The following is an 18,250-nucleotide window of genomic DNA, read 5'->3' as shown; positions in this document are numbered from 1 at the left end:
ATCTATCCAAACAAGAAAATATTAATTAGTGTAAAAAATTCGGATAAAAGCCTCCCCCTAATGCTGTCATTCCAGTTATCAGCGGCAATAAAAAAATCTTGCCGATCATTCTTGGCAAGATTTTATAGTATTCCTTATTCCTTTTTGAAATGGCAGTTCAGGAGATGAAGAGGATCGACTTGCTCGCTCAAAATGCAAATATTTGCCGCTTGAATTGAACAGCGGTCTATAAGATCATTCCAATTGAAACTTGCTTTGGATTCATTTTCATTTCGATAATGGTTGGCCGTTCATTTTCTTTTAGAGCTTCCTTAAAAGCAGAACGGAAGGCTGTGGCAGAATCTGCCGTAACGCCAATGGCCCCCATAGCTTCTGCCAGCTTCGTATAGTTGACATCTGAAAGTTCAGTTCCGATTTTACGATCCGGATAGGCTCTTTCCTGGTGCATCCGAATGGTGCCATAGGAGGAATTGTTAAATAGAAGGACAATGACAGGAATTCTATTTCGCACTGCCGTTTCGATTTCCTGCAGTGTCATCATAAATCCGCCATCTCCTGCAAAAGCGATCACTGGCCGCTCGGGATTCGCGAACTTTGCTCCAACAGCTGCAGGAAAACCATATCCCATTGCCCCTGATGTAGGAGCTGCGTAAGATTTTTTGCCAGTAAACAGATGAAAATTTTGCAGCCACGTAGCAAAATTGCCTGCATCATTCGTAATAATGGCCTCTTCTGGACATAGCTCATTAAAAGCCTGTATCACATCTTTATAGCCGATTGGCCAAGGGGCTTCCTCAATCTCATCCATTCGTGATGATTTTAAAAATAGTTCCCTCCGTTCCTTGCTCCATGAAGACCAGCGGGAAGAGTCCCAGCCTTCCACTGCATGATTCAGTGCGTCAAAAGCTGCTTTAGCATCAGCAACAAGCCCAAGAGCTGGAGGATATACTTTGCCAAGGACATGGGCTTCAATGTCAAGGTGAACAAGAGTTTGTTCCGGCTTGATTAAGGAATAATCCTGTGTGGTAACTTCGGAGAGCCTGGTTCCAACTGCAAGGATCACATCAGCCTGGCGGACGGTTTCAATCTGAGGTGGCGGTGTACCTAAACCTAATTGGCCACAATACAGTGGATGATCATTAGACAGTACATCATGTCTCCTAAAGGAAGCAACTACAGGGATATTGGTTTTTTCAGCGAACGTTTTAAGTGCCTCCTCAGCTTCAGACAGCTTGACTCCTCCTCCGGCAATGATCACCGGACAGTCAGCCGTCTTTAGGCAAGATACGATCTCCTGCACTTGCTCATTTGAAAGAGACGGCTTTGGAACCAGAGTGCCAAATGCGAAATTCATGTCTGCCACCTTGGGCAAAACATCTTCGGGCAATGAAACAACCACTGGGCCTGGCCGGCCGGTCTGTGCAATCCGAAAAGCACGCTGGACAAGCTCGGGTGTACGTTCCGGGTCCCGAATTTCCACACCCCATTTGGTTACCTGCTCAAGAAAACGGTCAAGCTCCATTTCCTGAAAGCCCTCTCGCCCGCGAAACTTTGTATGTACCTGCCCAAGAAATACCACCATGGGCGTAGAATCCTGATAAGCTGTGTGGATGCCGATTGAAAGATTAGCAGCTCCAACTCCGCGGGTCGCCATTACAACCACAGGCTTATTCGATATTTTCCCATAACCCTCCGCCATAAAAGCAGCCCCGCCTTCATGGCGGTTTGAAATTAACTCGATATCTTTTTCTTCATAGATTGCATCCATTAATGGCAAATAGCTTTCCCCGGGTACACAAAATACATGATTAACACCTTCACGCTTCATACACTCTACAATCGCCTGAGCACTAGTCATCTTTGCCATTAGAAATTCCTCCTCAATTTTACTTTCTATGAATTTTTCTTCGAATAGTTCTATTCACCATTTCCCCTGAAGCCTAAGTCATTGGAGATAGCCTGAGCCGCTTTTTTTGTTTTTTCAAGAATTTCACCTTTTCTTTCCTCGGAAAACCGCATGCTCGGACCCGTTACCCCCAGTGCTCCGACCACTTCACCGGAGTAATCCCGAATAGGATAGGACAAGCCTACTGTATCAGGATCCTGTTCTCCTAAACTTACAGCAAAGCCTTGTTCCTTTATCGTGTCCAGTTCCTGGTACAGCGCCTGTTCATTCGTAATCGTCTGAGGTGTAAACTCTTCGAACGTCATTCGGCTAATGACTTCTTTTTGCCTCATTTTTGGAAGGTTGGCCAATAGGAGCTTCGGACCTGAACCAACATATAAAGGCAATCTTTTGCCAACTCTTGTATAAAGTCTTACGGCCTGATTGCTTTCAACCTTTTCAATGTAAATGGCCTCCTCCCCCTCGCAAATGGAGAGGTGGACGACTTCATTGATTTCTTTGCATAAAGCTTTCATATGATCAAACGCTGCCCGCCGGAGCTCCAAATCCTCACTTACCAGGTTCCCCAGCTCAAGAAGCCTGATGCCCAGACGGTAGCGGATATCATGTTCTGAGTGTTTCATTTTACGAAGCAGTCCACCCTCTTCAAGAGAAGTAAGCAAACGATACGCCGTGGCCTTTGGCATTCCAGTCATTTCATGCATTTCCTGCAGGGATATCTCCCGTTTTATTTCTGAAAAGAGACATAGCAGTTTTAATGCTTTCGTTACACTTTGGTTCAATGTGATCCATCCTCTTTCCAATATAGGCAGTTCATATGGAAAATGATTATGATGTAAAAAATGCCTCTGGTCTTAATGTGTCAAAGCTTTGTTCCGCAAGTATTTTATTCTTTCAGACTAGGATTGTAATAGATCATTATTTTTGATGAAGGCATTGGAATGTAAAATACTGAGGAAGTAAAAATTTCGAATGGCTGTCTTGATGAATTTTGTGCTCCTTCACTCCAGGTTGCTGAAGGTTTTTTAAAAATTCATTTTACATAGTGAAACGTCATTTTACTTTTTTAAAAGCTTAAAATTATCATAATTGGAAATATAAGAAAACGCAAGACAATTAACAGAATTTTATAAAATTTTAATTTTTTTTAATATCATTGCAAGAGAAGTATATAAAAACTAATGACAAGAAAACAGCCTCAGCAATCTGCTGAGGCCACATTATTAATATCTATTTTGCCTGTCCCTAAATAGCCTTTTGCTCACTTCTAATGATTGCTTCTTCGGCTTCCTCTTTGCTAATCTTATAGATTCCTATTCCAGCAAAGGCTAAGATGATAGCAATAATCGGTGTTAGATAGGTCATAACAGCCCAGATTCCATAACCGCCGGCTCCATAGATCGGCACTCCTAAGGTGCTGATATAAAATGCGCCGGATGTTCCCCATGGGACTAGCGCTGCTACCATGGTTCCCACGTCTTCTATGCTCCTCGAAAGCGTTCTGGCTGCCATCCCTGCTTTCAGAAAAGGTTTTTTAAACATTTCCGGAAGCATGATCGCTACTGTATAGGAAGTGCCGGAAAAGACCAGCAGTACGAGGCCGGTGAACAAAGTGGTAACCATGAGAGGGCCACGCGTCTTTACTCTGTTTGCAAGCGGAGCAAGAGCTGTCTCTAGGAATCCCGCTTTACTGATGATCGCAGTATACGCATAACCGCAATAAATGATGATGACAACCCCTACCATGGAAACAATTCCGCCGCGATTTAACAGCGTAAGCACACTGTCAGCTAAATTGGCCGGATCGACTCCTGGAACCATGCTGACATTAAAGCCTCTTAGCGAAGCATATATGCCGGATTCCATTGTAAATCCCTGATATCCCACTCCAATAGCAATTGCCGTTAAGCAGCTGATTAGCATCGTGGGAACAGGCGGCTTTTTCATAATGGCGCCTCCAAGAATAATGAGAAACGGCAGAATCAGCAGCGGACTCCAACTAAACATTTCAGCCAATCCAGTCTGCATAGCCAGCGCATCTTCAGGAACACCTTGCCCGCTGATGTCCAGATTAAGACCAACAATGTAGAAAAATACAAGCGTGATAAGAGCTGCGGGGACCGTCGTCCACATCATGGATTTTATATGATCATAGAGGTCGACATCTGTAGTAGCAGCCGCAAGGTTCGTCGTCTCTGAGAGCGGGGACATTTTATCTCCAAAAATCGAACCGCAAATGACCGCTGCCGCTGTAATATGAAGCGGTATGCCAAACCCTGCAGCAATGCTCATACATGCCAGGCCTGCAGTACCGGCAGAGCCCCATGAAGTTCCAGTAATGGTTGAGAAAACAACGCATAATAAGAATGCTGATACAAGGAGATATTGGGGAGTGATGATATCAATTCCGTAGAAAATCAGCATAGGGATGGAGCCGCTGAAGATGAAGGTTGAAATGACCATACCGATCACCCAGATAATAAGCATTGCAGGTGTCGCTCCTGCAATACGGCTGGTGATGGCTTTTTCCATTTCGCTCCATGAATAGCCAAGCCTCCATGCCAGGATGCCCGCACATCCTGCTGCAGCAATCATCATCAATTCAACTCTTAAGCCAAAAGCCAGAAACCCAACAAATACAAATACAAACATAAACAATAGGGCTAGAATCGATTCTCCATATGTCGCTTTTCTTTTTTCCATAAACAGCCTCCTCTTAAAATTTATATAAATCCTTCTATTAATCTAGATTGAACCTGCTTTTATAAAACGCGCTGGTGAAAAAGGGTCAACTTGATATTCCGTTTTTCCATATAGCGCAAGGTCTGCACCAATTTTGCCCATGACAGGCGCAAGCTTAAAGCCATGTCCTGAAAAACCGGTTAAGTAGATCATATTGTCTTCCCAGGGACTAGCCCCTACAATTGGATGCCTATCCGCTGTATAAATCTCCATATAGGAATTGACTCTTGAAGGGTCAGAGTACAAGTCTGGCAAATCCTTCTCGATTATCTCAGTAAAGGCAGCGAGCTCTTGGAGATCGACCGCCCGATCAAGCGAATCAGGGCTTGATATACGGCTTTTCTCAGTTGTAAACATGCCGATTTTCACCATATTGCCATCCACAGAAGGAAACCCATAATAATAGAAGCCTTTACTTTCCCTTGTGAATACCGGGAAATTCTTATCGTTAAAGCTCTCTGCTTTTTTTTGAAGAAACCAGGCATTCACAAGCCTGCGGACGTCCATAAAATCTCCCAGCTCCTTCATGAAATTCACCGCCCATGGGCCAGCTGTGATGAGTACTTTCCCAACCTTATAAGCCTTGCCGCCAGCATATATAGACACACCATCCCGCTCACTTTTTATATGGTCTACTGCCGTGTGGCTATGAATCTCGGCCCCCAGGTCCCGGGCCCGCTGAACAGCAGAAACAATCGAAAGCTGCGGGCGAAGATAACCTGACAATTTATCGACAATCATCAGTTCATCTGGCTGCAGGCGATGCTGCGGGTATCTCTTCCCGGCTTCATCCCTGCTCAGAATTTCATGATCCAAATCGTATTCTCGTATGCTTTTATACACTTTTTTCATTTCCGCTGTTTCAGGATGGCCAATGATTAAACCATTGGTTAGAGTTAATAGCGGATTCCCCGACTCCTCTTCAAGAACCCGCCATAGCTTATAAGCATCCTTAAGCAATGGAACATAATTGGAGCCTTCTTTATAAGCTGTTCGGAAAATCCTTGATTCTCCGCCTGCCGCAGATCTGTCATGTCCGATGCCAAATTGTTCAAAACCGATGACAGAAGCACCTGACTTCGCCAAATGCCACATCGCCATGCTGCCCATTGTCCCTAACCCTATAATTCCAATTTCTGCGTCCATCTCCAACCCTCTATCTAAATATTTTGAATATTTTAATTATAGATGAGGTTCGTAATCGGCACAATGTGACTTAAGAACATGGATGAACGTTAAAAAACATGTGAATTTGTGCATTTTGCACATTAATAATATTTGCTATGTTGGAAACTCTGTGGTCTATTTGTTATTTTCGCTCCTGTTTTTACTTTGTCATAAACTCCCATTCAATTAACGAAATACCCAAATATAAAAACAGCATTTTACGGAAATCCTTTTTATTTATGCCTGTCATCTCTTCTATTTTTTCCAGGCGATACTGCAGTGTATTTCTATGTATATGAAGGGCATTGGCGGTATCCACTTTGCTGAAGCCTGATTCACACCAAGCCTTTATGATTTGTGCGATATCCTCCCAATCATCTGTTTCAAGCAGCTCCTTCATTTTCCTTTTCATCATCCCCATCACATCCGGATCCATGCTTTGCATTATGGTTTCCAAGTGATAATCATCCACATGAAGTACACTTTCAGCCGTTTTTTGTTTTTTGCCAATCTCAATCAATTTCCAGGCTTCACGATTTGAGCGTTTGATTTTCAGAATAGTCTCTGCAGAAGATCCAATGCCAATGATCGCTTTTATGCTTTTTGCCCTCAAGCGCTCCAAGAGATATTTACATGCGGCGGAAAACTGGCTATAGGGGCTGGACCCTGTTTTATGCAAAATGATAAACTTGTCATCTCCCATATAAGCAGAAAGATCACCAGTGGTAAATATCGATTGAATCTCTTTTAATATCGTTAATTTGGTACGCTGAATGCTGACATCCAGCGATTCATCCTTATTGCGGGATTTGGATAATCCAGCGATTAATTCTTCTATATTTACTATTTCTACCGCAGCGCAGACAAATGGCGGCTTCAGTTCAAACCCTAGTTCAAAACTGCGGGTTCTCAGTATGTTTTCACTATATTGGTTTGCATCAATTGCCAGGATTTCTTTTATAAATTCCTGATTGGCTTGCTGTGAAATAAGGTTTGACTCCATAAGGATTTCTTCCCTCAGCATAATTTCAGCATGCTTTTGAACTAAGAGGCCGTACTTCTCCACTTTCCTTCTCTCTCCTGTGATGGCAATTGTTCCGATAATATGGCCATGTATTTCAATAGGAAGGGTGAAACCAGGCTTCGTCCCTTGAAAATGATCACTATAACCCGGCCTGATGGTTAATGGCCTTTTGTTTTTAATAACAGGTATAGAAGCTTCATGAACGACTCCTAATCTTTTCCTATCACTGGCTCCAATAATCGTCCCGGTTTCATCTGTAATGATCACATCATATCCGATTATTTCACTCGTCGATGCGGCAATTTTTGTGGCGACTTTCTTCAGCATTTTATCCATCCCCTTCAAACTGGGCTTGTATATAATCAGCTATTCTAGTATTCTATCTTTATATAAACTCTATAATATAGGACGAAAAATGCAAGCTATAAATTGTAATGGAGAATTGGAAGTATGCTTGCAGTACATGTATAAACCAGCTGGAAGCCTTTGCTCTCTGGCTCACCTGTTTTGCGGCTTCATGAATGCTTCATAAAGTTCCGCTGCCATTGGTGCTTTTGGAGGGATGAATTTCTTTAACGCCACCGAATTTTATGATCCAAAAAACTAGTCTACTTTTTATGCTTTTTCATCTTCCTCGGCTTTACTACACCGGTTATTGGATAACGAGAATGAAGGGCTTTCATAGTCTGGATCGTGTAAGAAAAGAAAAAGTGCAGGACGAAATAATAGCTACTGGCATTAAAAAAGGCTTTTCCCGTTTAAAGGAAAGCCTTTTTTAATTTAACGTTTCTTCCATTTTATCAAAAGAGACACTACTCTTTCCATAGTGGTTAATCAAGCTGATTTGATTCAAGAGGTCATACACTGATATTTCCCTCTTATTTATAGTGATGAATGAGCAAGCATGATGTATACTAACATCAAGGAGGTGAAATAGAAATGGAACAAGTACTTAAGGCCATTCAGCAGCTGGAAAAACAAATGAATAACCGCTTTGATCAAGTCGATGAAAAGTTCGTAAAGGTTGATCAGCGTTTTGATCAAGTTGAACAAAAACTGGTACAAGTTGACCAAAAATTAGCAGAAAATGATAAGCACTTTGGAGTAATTGATAAGAAGCTAGAGGAAGGCAAACAGAACTTCGAAGGGATCAATCAGCAGCTTAACCGTATGGAAACAACTTTAAATGCAATTGCACAAACTTCAAATGATGATACTGTCTCCATCCTGAAGCGAATTGATCAAAATACGAAGAATATGAATAGAGATATTGAATACCTGTCCAAACAAGCAGGAAAGCATGAACTATACTTCAATAGGATGAATAAAAACTGAGTTCCTATAATCTTCTAACACATTCCACGTTTGTTTCTTCGGAATTCTTCTGTTTATTTTTCCTATTTTGAACCATTAAGGTAGATGGATTATTTTTAAAAAGTCGATAGCCAGACTTTGTGTGCGTTTTTAGTCTGGCATGATTACTACAAAAATCGTAAAAGGTGCCTGTCCCCTAGTCCAATAAATGCCCCGGCGATCTGAATACTCTTTTTCATTATTTTTCCCCCTTTTTAATATTAGAATTTTGCGACAATTATATTTATAAGAGAAAGAGAGAATCCTCTCTCCTCCTTAAGAATAACTCTTTTCCGTTACAGTAAATCTCTTGATGGTTGCAAGATCCGGCTCATAACCAAGTCCCGGCTTCTCCGGAATTTTGATCATTCCATTATCAACGGTCACTTCCGGTTCAATCAGATCTTCCTCCCAATATCGGGATGATGCAGCAGTATCCCCTGGCATCACAAAGTTTGATAGAGTCGTCAGGGCAATATTGTGTGCCCTGCCGATTCCTGATTCAAGCATCCCGCCGCACCATACCGGAATGCCGCGCTCCTGGCAAAGGTCGTGAATTTTCTTGGACTCTGTTAACCCGCCAACACGGCCAATTTTAATATTAATAATCTTGCAGCTTCCAAGCTCAATCGCTTTTCTGGCATCCTCATAGGAATGGATGCTCTCATCCAGGCATACCGGGGTTTTGAGCTCTCTTTGCAATGTGGCATGGTCGATAATGTCGTCTGAAGCCAGCGGCTGTTCGATCATCATTAAATCGAACTCATCCAGCTGTTTTAATAGTTCAATATCCTCCAGCCTGTAAGCAGAGTTGGCATCAGCCATCAGCTGCACATCCGGAAAATGCTTGCGGACTTCCCTCATAACCTCAACATCCCAGCCCGGCTTAATTTTGACTTTAATTCGCTTATAGCCCTCATTCACATGCTCTTCAATAAGCTTCAGCAAATCATCAACCGTATCCTGAATGCCAATGCTGATGCCCACTTCAATATCGCTGGCCGTCCCGCCTAAGGCTTTCGCGAGCGGAATGCCTTGCTGCTTTGCATATAAATCCCAAACAGCACCTTCAAAGGCTGACTTCGCCATATTGTTTTTTCGTATGTAAGAAAGTTTTTCAGAAACTTCATCCGGGTGGCGGATCTCTTCATTTAACAGATCCGGAATGATGAAATCCTCTAGCATATGCCAGTTCGTTTTCAATGTTTCTTCATTGTACCAGGGTGAATGAAACGCAACGGATTCCCCCCAACCGCTTAAACCGTTTTCATCCTTCGCTTCCAGTAAGAGAAACTCTTTATCCTGAAATGTTCCGAAGCTTGTTGTAAATGGAGCTTTCATTCTCATTTTCATATGACGCAATATCACTTCAGTTACGTTCATGTTTATTCCCGCCTTTTTCTGTTAGTTGAGTTGCAGTTCGTCTCTTTGAACCAATATATAGTAATGAACAAGTTCTTCTTTCCCTTTTATAAAACCAGCCATCGCATATCCTTTTTCAAATAAGGATTGAAGAATTTCTCTCGTTTTATAGCGCCAATCCCTTGCCAGCTCATAATTTTTGCTTTTAATAGCCTGGAAGTTTGCCGGTATAGGGACAAGCACAGGGCCTAAAGCGTCTTCCCATTCTGTATTTAATAAAACCGGAAAATCCTCCTCCGATACACCCCATTCAAACGGATCCCCTGAAGTGGCTGCTTCAATCTGTAAAGGTTCCTCCACATGTGAGCTATTAATCCACCATTCTACCTTTAATCGGTCAGTTGGCAGCCCATGATTCAAGCTGTCATCCATCTCCCCATAGCAATTTTCAACATAGGTGGAGCACACCGCATTTAGCTTCGAAAGATTTAAGTAGGCATTACGGCTTTCAAGCGGATCGAATGTCCAGGTGATTAAGTCGTAGCCCATTTCGGAAGCGATCTCCCTCTGCTTCTGCTTCAGGAGAGCGCCTAATCCTTTATCCTGATGGTCCGGGTGTATGCCAAGCATATGTGAGCAAAGATAGCTTTTTCCCTTGTTAAAACCGGAAAATCCATAACTGAAGCCAACCAGTTCATTTTCGTAAAAAGCCCCCAGCAGCAGGCCCCCATTTTGTGCAGCTGTAATGGTTTGATGAACTGGAAGCGGAGCCATATTCCAGATTTCATTCTCCAGCCTTTGAATCATATTCATATCGGAGGCTCCCTTTAAAACCCGCAGATCAATCTTCTTAGTCACCGTTGCTCCCACTTCCAGTTCCCTCCATTGTATGCATTAATGTTCTAGCTAAAATCTCAGCCCCAGCGTAAATGGCATCCCGATTAAACGTCATCTTCGGGTGGTGAAGCCCCGGCTGCAAATCACACCCCAATCCGAGCATCGTTGCTTTTATGTTCGGTTTCTTCTGGGTGTAAAAGTGGAAGTCTTCTCCCCCTGAGGTAACGATCGGTTCCCTTAATTGATCCGTACCAAGCACATCCACAATGGCTTTTTCCATAAAATGCTGTGCCTCTTCATCGACCTCTGCTGCAGCAACATTTGCTTTTGTCTCTAAGGTGATTTTCACACCATATAATTTGGATAGGTATTCAGTGATCGTTTCGATTTTTTCTGATAGAGCGGCAATGACTTCATTTGTCTGAGCACGCAGATCCAAGCTGAAAGAAGCTTTTCCTGGTATGATGTTGCCAGAATCACTGCCTGCATGAAACTTTGTCATCTTCGCTGTATAAGGAACCATCGGATCCAAATGAATGCTTTTAATTTCATTCACAAGAGATGCTCCAATCTCAATGGCATTCTGTCCTAAATGGGGGCGTGCGCCGTGAGCGTCCTCTCCGATAATTTCACCAGCCAGGAATCTGGCTGCACCATGGAAAATGGCTGCGGATGCCTCTCCATCCCGGATCTCCTGAATGGGCCTGAGGTGAACGCCGTATAAGTAATCCACATCATCCAAAACACCCTGCTCAATCATCTTTAAAGCGCCCGTTCCCTTTTCCTCGGCCGGCTGAAAAATGAATTTCAGTTTCCCTTTTGAAGGGAAGCCTGCTTTCTGCAGCAATAGCATCGCTCCAAGCCCCATACTCATATGGGCGTCATGCCCGCAGGAATGATTGGCCTGGAACTTTCCATCCACTTCCTGCCAAAGTGCATCCATATCCGCTCTAAGTGCCACACATGGACTGCCTTCCCCCACCTCGACAACTAGGCCCGTTGAATCGCCAAACACCTGAACATCAAATCCTCGGCACTCAAGGAACGTCTTCAAATACTCCGTCGTTTTATATTCCTTCCAGCTGATCTCCGGATTTTCATGCAAATGATTAAAAACACAATCAATCGCAGGTTTTAATTCTTCTATGTATTCTCTCAATTCATCTTTCCTCCCGGCTGAATAAAAAAGTGGTTGCTGTCCAATTTTTCATATTGTTCTCTTCGCTTCGTAAATCGGTCCCTGTCCTTGATGGAAACACCGGCAATCACAGCATTTAAAAATGAAAATAGCGCTGGTGCCGCATCGATTGTCGACTTTTCCGATGAATGGATATGGAAAAGCAAATCTGCGTACTCCTTAATCGGTGCAATACTGGAATCCGTTATTCCGATTACAAAAGCTCCCTGCTTTTTCGCCAATTCCGCTAGCTTAATCGTATCCTTCATATAGCGGTCAAAGGAAATCGCAATGAACGTCGATCCCTCATCCATATCGCTGATCGTCAACAGTAAATCATCCGTATCCGGCCGGATCAGCTTAGTATTTCCGCGAACAAGCCCAAGCGTAAAAGCAAGCCAGCTGGCCGCTGAAAAGGAAGATCGCAAACCCGTTACATACACCTTATTTGACTCTATTAATCGGTTAACCATTTGATCAAAGTCTTCTTCACGAATATTTTGTATGGTTTCCTTAATGTGCAGGCAATCCTTCTCCATCACACTCGCAAAGAAATGAGGCTTCTCCGCCAGCTCCACCTTGCTCGTAAAATACTGCCCAAGCGTGCTATTAGTTTGAAGCAGCTGCTCACGGACCATCTTCTGCAGCTCAGAATAGCCGGAAAGATGAATCGAATAGCAAAATCGAATCACTGTGGTTTCACTGACTCCGATCCTTTTGCCAATCTCCCCCGCTGACTTCACTGCAAAATCCTTTGGGTGATCCAGCAGGTACATAGCTGCCTTCTGCTGGCCTTTGGAAAGGTTATTAAACTCTTTTTCTATGGTTTCTTTTAAGATCATGTAGTCTCACCTTCGAGAATGAAGTTTGTGCTGTATTTTTATTGTTTATGAAGTCTGAACTTCATTTTTATAAAAGTATCATATTTTTATTTTAAAAACAATAATTATTCAGAAAATTTTATAATAAAAAAGACACCCAATCGGTGCCCGCTTCCATCATTATTCTGCTTTCTTCGCTATCAATGTCTCCGAATAAACAATTTCAATAAATACCTCTCTAGCGCCTTATCCTACATTAATATTTTTTTCTTTTCTTCCGACTGTCTCTCTAATTCTTCTATGGTTTCTAATTTTGTTAAGTCCGTCTCTTTGCAGCCCATATTACCTATGTTACCTTCTCTTTAATTTCAATTGTTCCTTTCGGATCACCCTTTTCTGCCTTCGTACGAATAACTTCAATGCCAATCTTACCTTCTTTTTAGCAAGGAGTTATATTTTTTTGAATTTTCCAAAAAATTCGTTGGTATTTACTCGTCCATATAATATATCCTATTAAATATAAAAGGATCTCAGTCAAGAAGGAAAATAAAAAGTTATATCAAAAGTCATATAATAATTATAGAGATCAAAGAAGAAGGGGGATTATATGGTGGTGAAAGAATTTTTTATTAACATCTCTGTTTTTTCTTTTTTAGTTAGTGCAGTGATATTCCTTCGTGTGTTTGTAATTATTAAAACTTTTAAATCAGAGCGTTTATTTGGGGGATTGTTTGCTGGTCTTATTGCTGCTGTTTTGATCCTTTTTCATATTAAACATGAAGGTTATATCTGCGATATTCGTATTGTTCCTCTAATTCTTTCATTTATTTACTTCGGACGCGGGGCAGGCTGGATAACTTTGAGTTTTATTGTTATAACACGCGTTTTGTATATTGGCGACAATTGGGCACCCTCTATAACTGCATATCTTGTAATTGGCTTTCTATTTACCATTTTTAATACCTGCTTTAAAAATCTTCCTCCCTTTAAAGGTGCATTTATTTATATGGCTGTTTATTTAATAATGCTGCATTTAATTTTCGGATTCTTCTCCATCTCCCTGCCTTTTGATCCTCAAATTTTATTATTTATATCTGCTGGCCTATTAATCGGACTTTTCCTAATTGAATCCTATCAAAAATTGTATCGCTTATCAGAAGAGTTATCTGGGATGAATTTGAAATTAGCCGAATCCAAGCAAGAGCTTAAAGATACGGTACATGGACTGCAAGGAGGAATTTTTAAATTTAAGAAGGTAAATGAAAGGTTTATATATACTTTATTTGACGGGCAGTTTTTTTACCGTAATGGTTACAGTACCGAAGACAAATTAGAGAAAGATTTACAAATGCTAAGCCCTCCGCATTTATTCCCTCGATTATTGGAATATTTTCAAGAAGCATGGAATGGACAGGAAGTCATATTTGAGATACCATGGCCGGATGATGAAACAATTATTTTAATTTCGCTTCGCCCAATTAAGCATAAAGGAAAAGTCATGGAGGTGGCAGGAACGATTGTGGATGTAACGGAACGAAAGAGTATGGAAGAAGAATTAATGTCAACTAAAGAGAGATTGGAATCATTCATTGAGCACAATATGGATTCCATCTCAATGTTTGATTTAGAGGGGCATGTTCTACAGGTTAATAAGGCTTTTGAAGAAATTTTTGGCTGGTCGGAGCAAGAAATCATCGGAAAAAGATTCCCTACGATTCCAAATATTATATTAGGCCAAACTAAACAGCTATACCAAAGAGTCATTTCTGGTGAATCTATTACCGGATTTGAAACTGTAAGATTATGCAAAGATGAAAGGTTTATCGATGTTAGTTTGACATTATCGCCCATTCTCGACATGAAGGGCAATGTAATCGCTTTATCAGCCATAATAAGAGATATAACGCAAAAAAAGAAAACAGAAAGAGAACTTCGTCGATTACATCGACAATTGCAAGAAAGTGAGATGAAATACCGGACATTATTTGAACAAGCTGCAGATGCGGTATATTTAGTGGAATTGAATAAAGAAGATCGCATGCCCGAACGATTTATTGAGGTAAACCCCGTTGGCTGTGAAAGATTTGGTTACAGCAGGGAAAACCTCCTTTCCATGTCATTTTACGATATTATTTCCCGTAATTCTAATATGCTCATTAATATTACAGAGAAAATTAGAGATGGCAAGCATCGCTTCACTGTACAAGACGAATATGTATTTAAAACAGGAAAAAAAATGAATACTGAATTTAGTGTCCATGTTTTTAACTTGGGTGAAAAAGAAGTGTTTTTAGCCATTTCACGAGATATTACAGAAAGAATAAAGACGGAAGAATTATTAAGAAAGTCGGAGAAGCTGTCCGTTGTAGGACAATTAGCAACAGCGATAGCTCATGAGATCCGTAATCCGCTAACTTCTATTAAAGGCTTTTTGAAACTGCTTGAAACAGCTGTTGATAAAAACAATCAATGGTATATTGATGTTATGAAATCAGAAATTGAACAAATTCAAGTCATTACGAATGAATTTATGACGGCTGCTAAAACAGAATCAGTTAAGGTCCAACCGCATGATCTTAATTTACTCTTAAGACAGGTTACAGTACTGCTCCAATCACAAGCAATGATGAATAATGTATATATCAGGGTTAAGGAAAATTCCGAAATCCCGCCAATCCCTTGTGAAGCTAATCAAATTAAGCAAATGTTTATCAACATATTGAAAAATGCAATTGAATCTATGCCAAATGGAGGCCAAGTTTTAGTCCAGATGGAACAAGGAAATGATGATCAGATATATATTCGATTTATGGACAACGGGTGTGGGATTCCGAAGGATCGAATCCCCTTTCTCGGTGAACCTTTTTACAGTACGAAAGAGAAAGGCATCGGCTTAGGATTAATGACTTGTTATAAAATTGCCTATTCACACCAAGGTAAAATATTTATTGAAAGTGAAGAAGATAGAGGAACGATGGTGGAGGTGATTGTTCCAGTTTTTCCACTCCCAGACCAGGGGATACATTCAGCTGCGTATTCTGAGATTCAATGAAGTCTTATTAAGGTTATAATCAAAACCTTGATTGGTGATGTGCCATTCAGGGTTTTTTACTTCAAAATTCATTTAAATAATCTGAAGCTTTCCTTTTTAATGGTCCCCTTTTCCCCCGCACCTTTGAACCCAACTTAGTTCCATTATTCCGGTACTGGCAAGCAATTCGAGATTAATTTACAGCGAACTATTTCCTTCTCGATTTTTTTTTCGAAATGCAGCCACTGCTAACAGTACAAGGGGAAAGAATAACCCTACAGTTAAAGAATAAGGGTTTGCCGTTTCAATATCCCACTCTTGTATATAAGCGACATTGGGATATACCACAAGGGAAAGGACAATGGCAATCATCCCCAAGGGTAAAGTAAATGGGCGAAAATCTTTCATGTTTAGAATTTGTGTAAACCCTAAAACAGAGGCGTAAAAATAAAGCACCAGCTTATAATAGATGGTAATCATCCACATTGCAGCCATAATTGCTTCCATTCGTGTAATAAAATTGCCGATATTAATCTGTTTCCCCAACTCATACCCTGGATACACAAGTTTTTCTGATAAATAGGGACCAAGAACCAAAATGCTTAATAAAGTGATGATGATCATCACCAGCCCGCCAATTAAAGTTCCGATCAAAAAAGATTTTTGGGCTTTTTTCGGCTGATTAACATCGGTGGGAAAAACCATCAATAAAACGACAGCATTTATAGTAGACGTGACGACCAGAAATATTGATCCTCGAAGTAAAGGCTTAAACTCCACCTCAAAAATAGGTTGCAGGTTTTTAAACTCAATTTCTGGAACAACAGAAAATATCAAGAAGAAAAACAATAAAAAGAAGATCAGGAAAAAGAGTTCTGCGGATCGTGCAAATGTTTCCAGCCCTTGTCGTACTGCCATCACCATAATGGCGCCCATTAGGACCACTGTAGCCTCGATTGGCGTTTCTGGCATTATTTCTATAATGAAAAAATTACCGGTATAAAATAAAAGAGCTGAAGAATATAAAAATGCCATCGAAAAAAATAAAAGAGAAATTGCTTTTCCCAACCATTTCCCAAAAACCTTTTGATTCATTTGTACAATGGTCATATTTGGAAACATGAGACCTAGCTTATTATATAGTAATATGACAAGCAAACTGAATCCCATACCGAGGATGGCTGCAATCCAGGCATCTTGTTTCGCCTCGGAGGCAAGGACTGATGGAACGATTAATATGGACGTACCAATAGTAAATAAAATGACTAAAACCCTGAATTGACGGACCGATATTTTTTGGCGTTCCAACAGCCATTCACCTCCTTTTTTATTATAATAAAAAGTCGCATATAGGATTAACAGGCGCTTTTTAATGACAGCAAACCTTATCGAATTAGGTTTGTCAGTTTTAAAGTTTATGCAATGCTCAAACCTGCTCTGATTAGAAGGTAATTTAACAATCACTCGTAGATTCTTTCATCTGTCCTTTTTAGCACATTAAGGAAGTATTAATACTTTTTTCAGTATAAGAATCATTTATAAGGATTCTACTCTTCCATCCCTTTCATCGGTGAATTTCCAATTGTTCCGACCCGCCGAATCTTTACGGCTGCTTTTACTTCTATTGGCATGTCCGCAAATTTCTCATTCCATTCCTTCTTCACCTTTTTCCAATAGTCGGGATCCGAACGGTGAATCGCCTCGCCAAACCCAAAAATATCGGCTTTAAATTCCCCCTGGGCTTTCGCTATAGTCGATTCAATTAATTCTTTGACTATTTTTTCCGATTTCTTTTCCAACTCCTCGATCGTTTTCATTTTTGACAAATCCAGGTTCCTGCATTGTACATCTCCAACGTTTCCTTCGATCTGAACATTAATAGTTCCTTTTGGTGAACCATTTTCAACCTTCGCTTTCAGATCAGCTTTCGTGCGAATGACTTCAATGGCAACTTTTCCTTTTCCATCAGGACAGGACGTTTCACCTATCGTACTTTTTACATTGCCTTGAACATAATTAACCGCTTTACTATCCGATTCGTTCAACCAGCCGATTAGTTTATCGCCTTTAAACACTGCCAAGCCGCTATATTTCAATGTGACATCAGGTTCAATTTCTTGAACATGCTCACTCTTTTCTGCTTTTTTTATATCCCCTGTTATCTCGAGTCCAGTTAATTGTGCCTCTTTTCCCTCAGCCACGATATCGACTATCAGTTCGTCTATTGCTACTGCCCTTGAAGGGGCCCATGATTTCTCAGATGTTTCAAGAGCTGTAAACAGTTTGTTAGCAGGAATATCTTCTAATCCCGTCAACACTTTTAAAACGTTTTCCGCTTTCGTATCTTTCGCAATTACAACGTAAAAGTCTGATCGCACATTATGGTCCCTTATTAAAAAATCTAACACTTCACCCAATCCTTCTTCGGCTAACTCTTCACTTATTACAAGAATTCGAATATGAGAAAAATAAAGTTTTCTAGCCGTAACCGTTGTCATTCTTCTTATCGTTTCAAAAACAGTGTCTCCTTTTTCTTGATATGTAATAACTGGTGTTTTCTGGCCGCCGCCTTGTCTTGCGGCAGCTTGTCCAGGATTGACTACCTGGGTCGTAATAATAAATTGATCATCTGGTTTATCGATTGCCAATCCGACCGTGATCGCAAGTTCATTCATTTCGCTCCGGCTCCAACAACCTGATAAAAAGTTAAGCAAAAGGAAGATCATAATAACTAAAGCAATTTTTCTATTCACATCATATCCTCCCTCTATAAATATTGATATATCAACGGTTTGACCCGTTGGTGGGATGTCAAAAAAATATTTTTCGA

General features: G+C 40.8%; 13 protein-coding genes. 2 read left to right on the top strand and 11 right to left on the bottom strand.

Annotation, left to right across the window (positions count from 1 at the left end; genetic code table 11):
- Nucleotides 1-226: 226 nt before the first annotated feature.
- From NCCP133_RS20160 to NCCP133_RS20140, 5 genes are all read right to left on the bottom strand, one after another.
- The gene (locus NCCP133_RS20160; protein ID WP_264807051.1) at nucleotides 227-1,858 is read right to left on the bottom strand and encodes a thiamine pyrophosphate-dependent enzyme; all 1,632 of its coding nucleotides are present in this window, start codon (nucleotides 1,856-1,858) and stop codon (nucleotides 227-229) included.
- 59 nt (nucleotides 1,859-1,917) lie between these two features.
- Nucleotides 1,918-2,688, bottom strand: a complete 771-nt coding sequence (locus NCCP133_RS20155) for an IclR family transcriptional regulator (protein ID WP_264807036.1) — start codon at nucleotides 2,686-2,688, stop codon at nucleotides 1,918-1,920.
- A gap of 463 nt (nucleotides 2,689-3,151) precedes the next feature.
- The gene (nhaC, locus tag NCCP133_RS20150; protein WP_264807035.1) at nucleotides 3,152-4,609 is read right to left on the bottom strand and encodes a Na+/H+ antiporter NhaC; all 1,458 of its coding nucleotides are present in this window, start codon (nucleotides 4,607-4,609) and stop codon (nucleotides 3,152-3,154) included.
- A 42-nt stretch (nucleotides 4,610-4,651) separates the two neighbouring features.
- Nucleotides 4,652-5,794: an N-methyl-L-tryptophan oxidase gene (gene solA / locus NCCP133_RS20145; protein WP_264807034.1), complete on the bottom strand. Its 1,143-nt coding sequence runs from the start codon at nucleotides 5,792-5,794 to the stop codon at nucleotides 4,652-4,654.
- A gap of 181 nt (nucleotides 5,795-5,975) precedes the next feature.
- Nucleotides 5,976-7,166 (bottom strand): CdaR family transcriptional regulator, encoded by a 1,191-nt coding sequence (locus NCCP133_RS20140; protein WP_264807033.1) that lies wholly within the window; start codon nucleotides 7,164-7,166, stop codon nucleotides 5,976-5,978.
- Between the two features lie 612 nt (nucleotides 7,167-7,778).
- Between NCCP133_RS20140 and NCCP133_RS20135 the strand changes: the two genes are divergently transcribed.
- Nucleotides 7,779-8,174 carry a hypothetical protein gene (locus NCCP133_RS20135; RefSeq protein WP_264807032.1) on the top strand — a complete coding sequence of 132 codons (396 nt, stop codon included), beginning with the start codon at nucleotides 7,779-7,781 and terminating at the stop codon, nucleotides 8,172-8,174.
- Between the two features lie 294 nt (nucleotides 8,175-8,468).
- Here the strand turns inward: NCCP133_RS20135 and menC are convergent, their stop codons facing one another.
- The 4 genes from menC to NCCP133_RS20115 are packed head-to-tail and all read right to left on the bottom strand — an operon-like array spanning nucleotide 8,469 to nucleotide 12,410.
- Entirely contained in the window at nucleotides 8,469-9,575 is a 1,107-nt protein-coding gene (gene menC / locus NCCP133_RS20130; RefSeq protein ID WP_264807031.1) for an o-succinylbenzoate synthase, read from the bottom strand.
- A gap of 21 nt (nucleotides 9,576-9,596) precedes the next feature.
- Nucleotides 9,597-10,367 (bottom strand): GNAT family N-acetyltransferase, encoded by a 771-nt coding sequence (locus tag NCCP133_RS20125; protein ID WP_264807050.1) that lies wholly within the window; start codon nucleotides 10,365-10,367, stop codon nucleotides 9,597-9,599.
- A gap of 37 nt (nucleotides 10,368-10,404) precedes the next feature.
- Nucleotides 10,405-11,550, bottom strand: a complete 1,146-nt coding sequence (locus tag NCCP133_RS20120) for a M20 peptidase aminoacylase family protein (protein ID WP_264807030.1) — start codon at nucleotides 11,548-11,550, stop codon at nucleotides 10,405-10,407.
- A complete protein-coding gene (locus tag NCCP133_RS20115; RefSeq protein WP_264807029.1) occupies nucleotides 11,547-12,410 on the bottom strand; it encodes a MurR/RpiR family transcriptional regulator in 864 nt (287 codons plus the stop codon). Before NCCP133_RS20115 ends, NCCP133_RS20120 begins: the two co-directional genes overlap by 4 nt.
- Before the next feature lie 586 nt (nucleotides 12,411-12,996).
- Between NCCP133_RS20115 and NCCP133_RS20110 the strand changes: the two genes are divergently transcribed.
- Nucleotides 12,997-15,441: a PAS domain S-box protein gene (locus NCCP133_RS20110; protein ID WP_264807028.1), complete on the top strand. Its 2,445-nt coding sequence runs from the start codon at nucleotides 12,997-12,999 to the stop codon at nucleotides 15,439-15,441.
- A 177-nt stretch (nucleotides 15,442-15,618) separates the two neighbouring features.
- On the opposite strand, the gene NCCP133_RS20105 is transcribed toward NCCP133_RS20110, so the two are convergent.
- Together NCCP133_RS20105 and NCCP133_RS20100 are read right to left on the bottom strand one after the other, a co-directional pair.
- Nucleotides 15,619-16,728 (bottom strand): GerAB/ArcD/ProY family transporter, encoded by a 1,110-nt coding sequence (locus NCCP133_RS20105; RefSeq protein WP_264807027.1) that lies wholly within the window; start codon nucleotides 16,726-16,728, stop codon nucleotides 15,619-15,621.
- 239 nt (nucleotides 16,729-16,967) lie between these two features.
- Entirely contained in the window at nucleotides 16,968-18,173 is a 1,206-nt protein-coding gene (locus NCCP133_RS20100; protein ID WP_264807026.1) for a Ger(x)C family spore germination protein, read from the bottom strand.
- Between the last annotated feature and the right edge of the window lie 77 nt (nucleotides 18,174-18,250).

This window comes from Cytobacillus sp. NCCP-133 (assembly GCF_026011715.1).
Classification (GTDB): Bacteria; Bacillota; Bacilli; order Bacillales; family Cytobacillaceae; genus Cytobacillus.
This window is presented reverse-complemented; position numbering and strand designations above follow the sequence as displayed.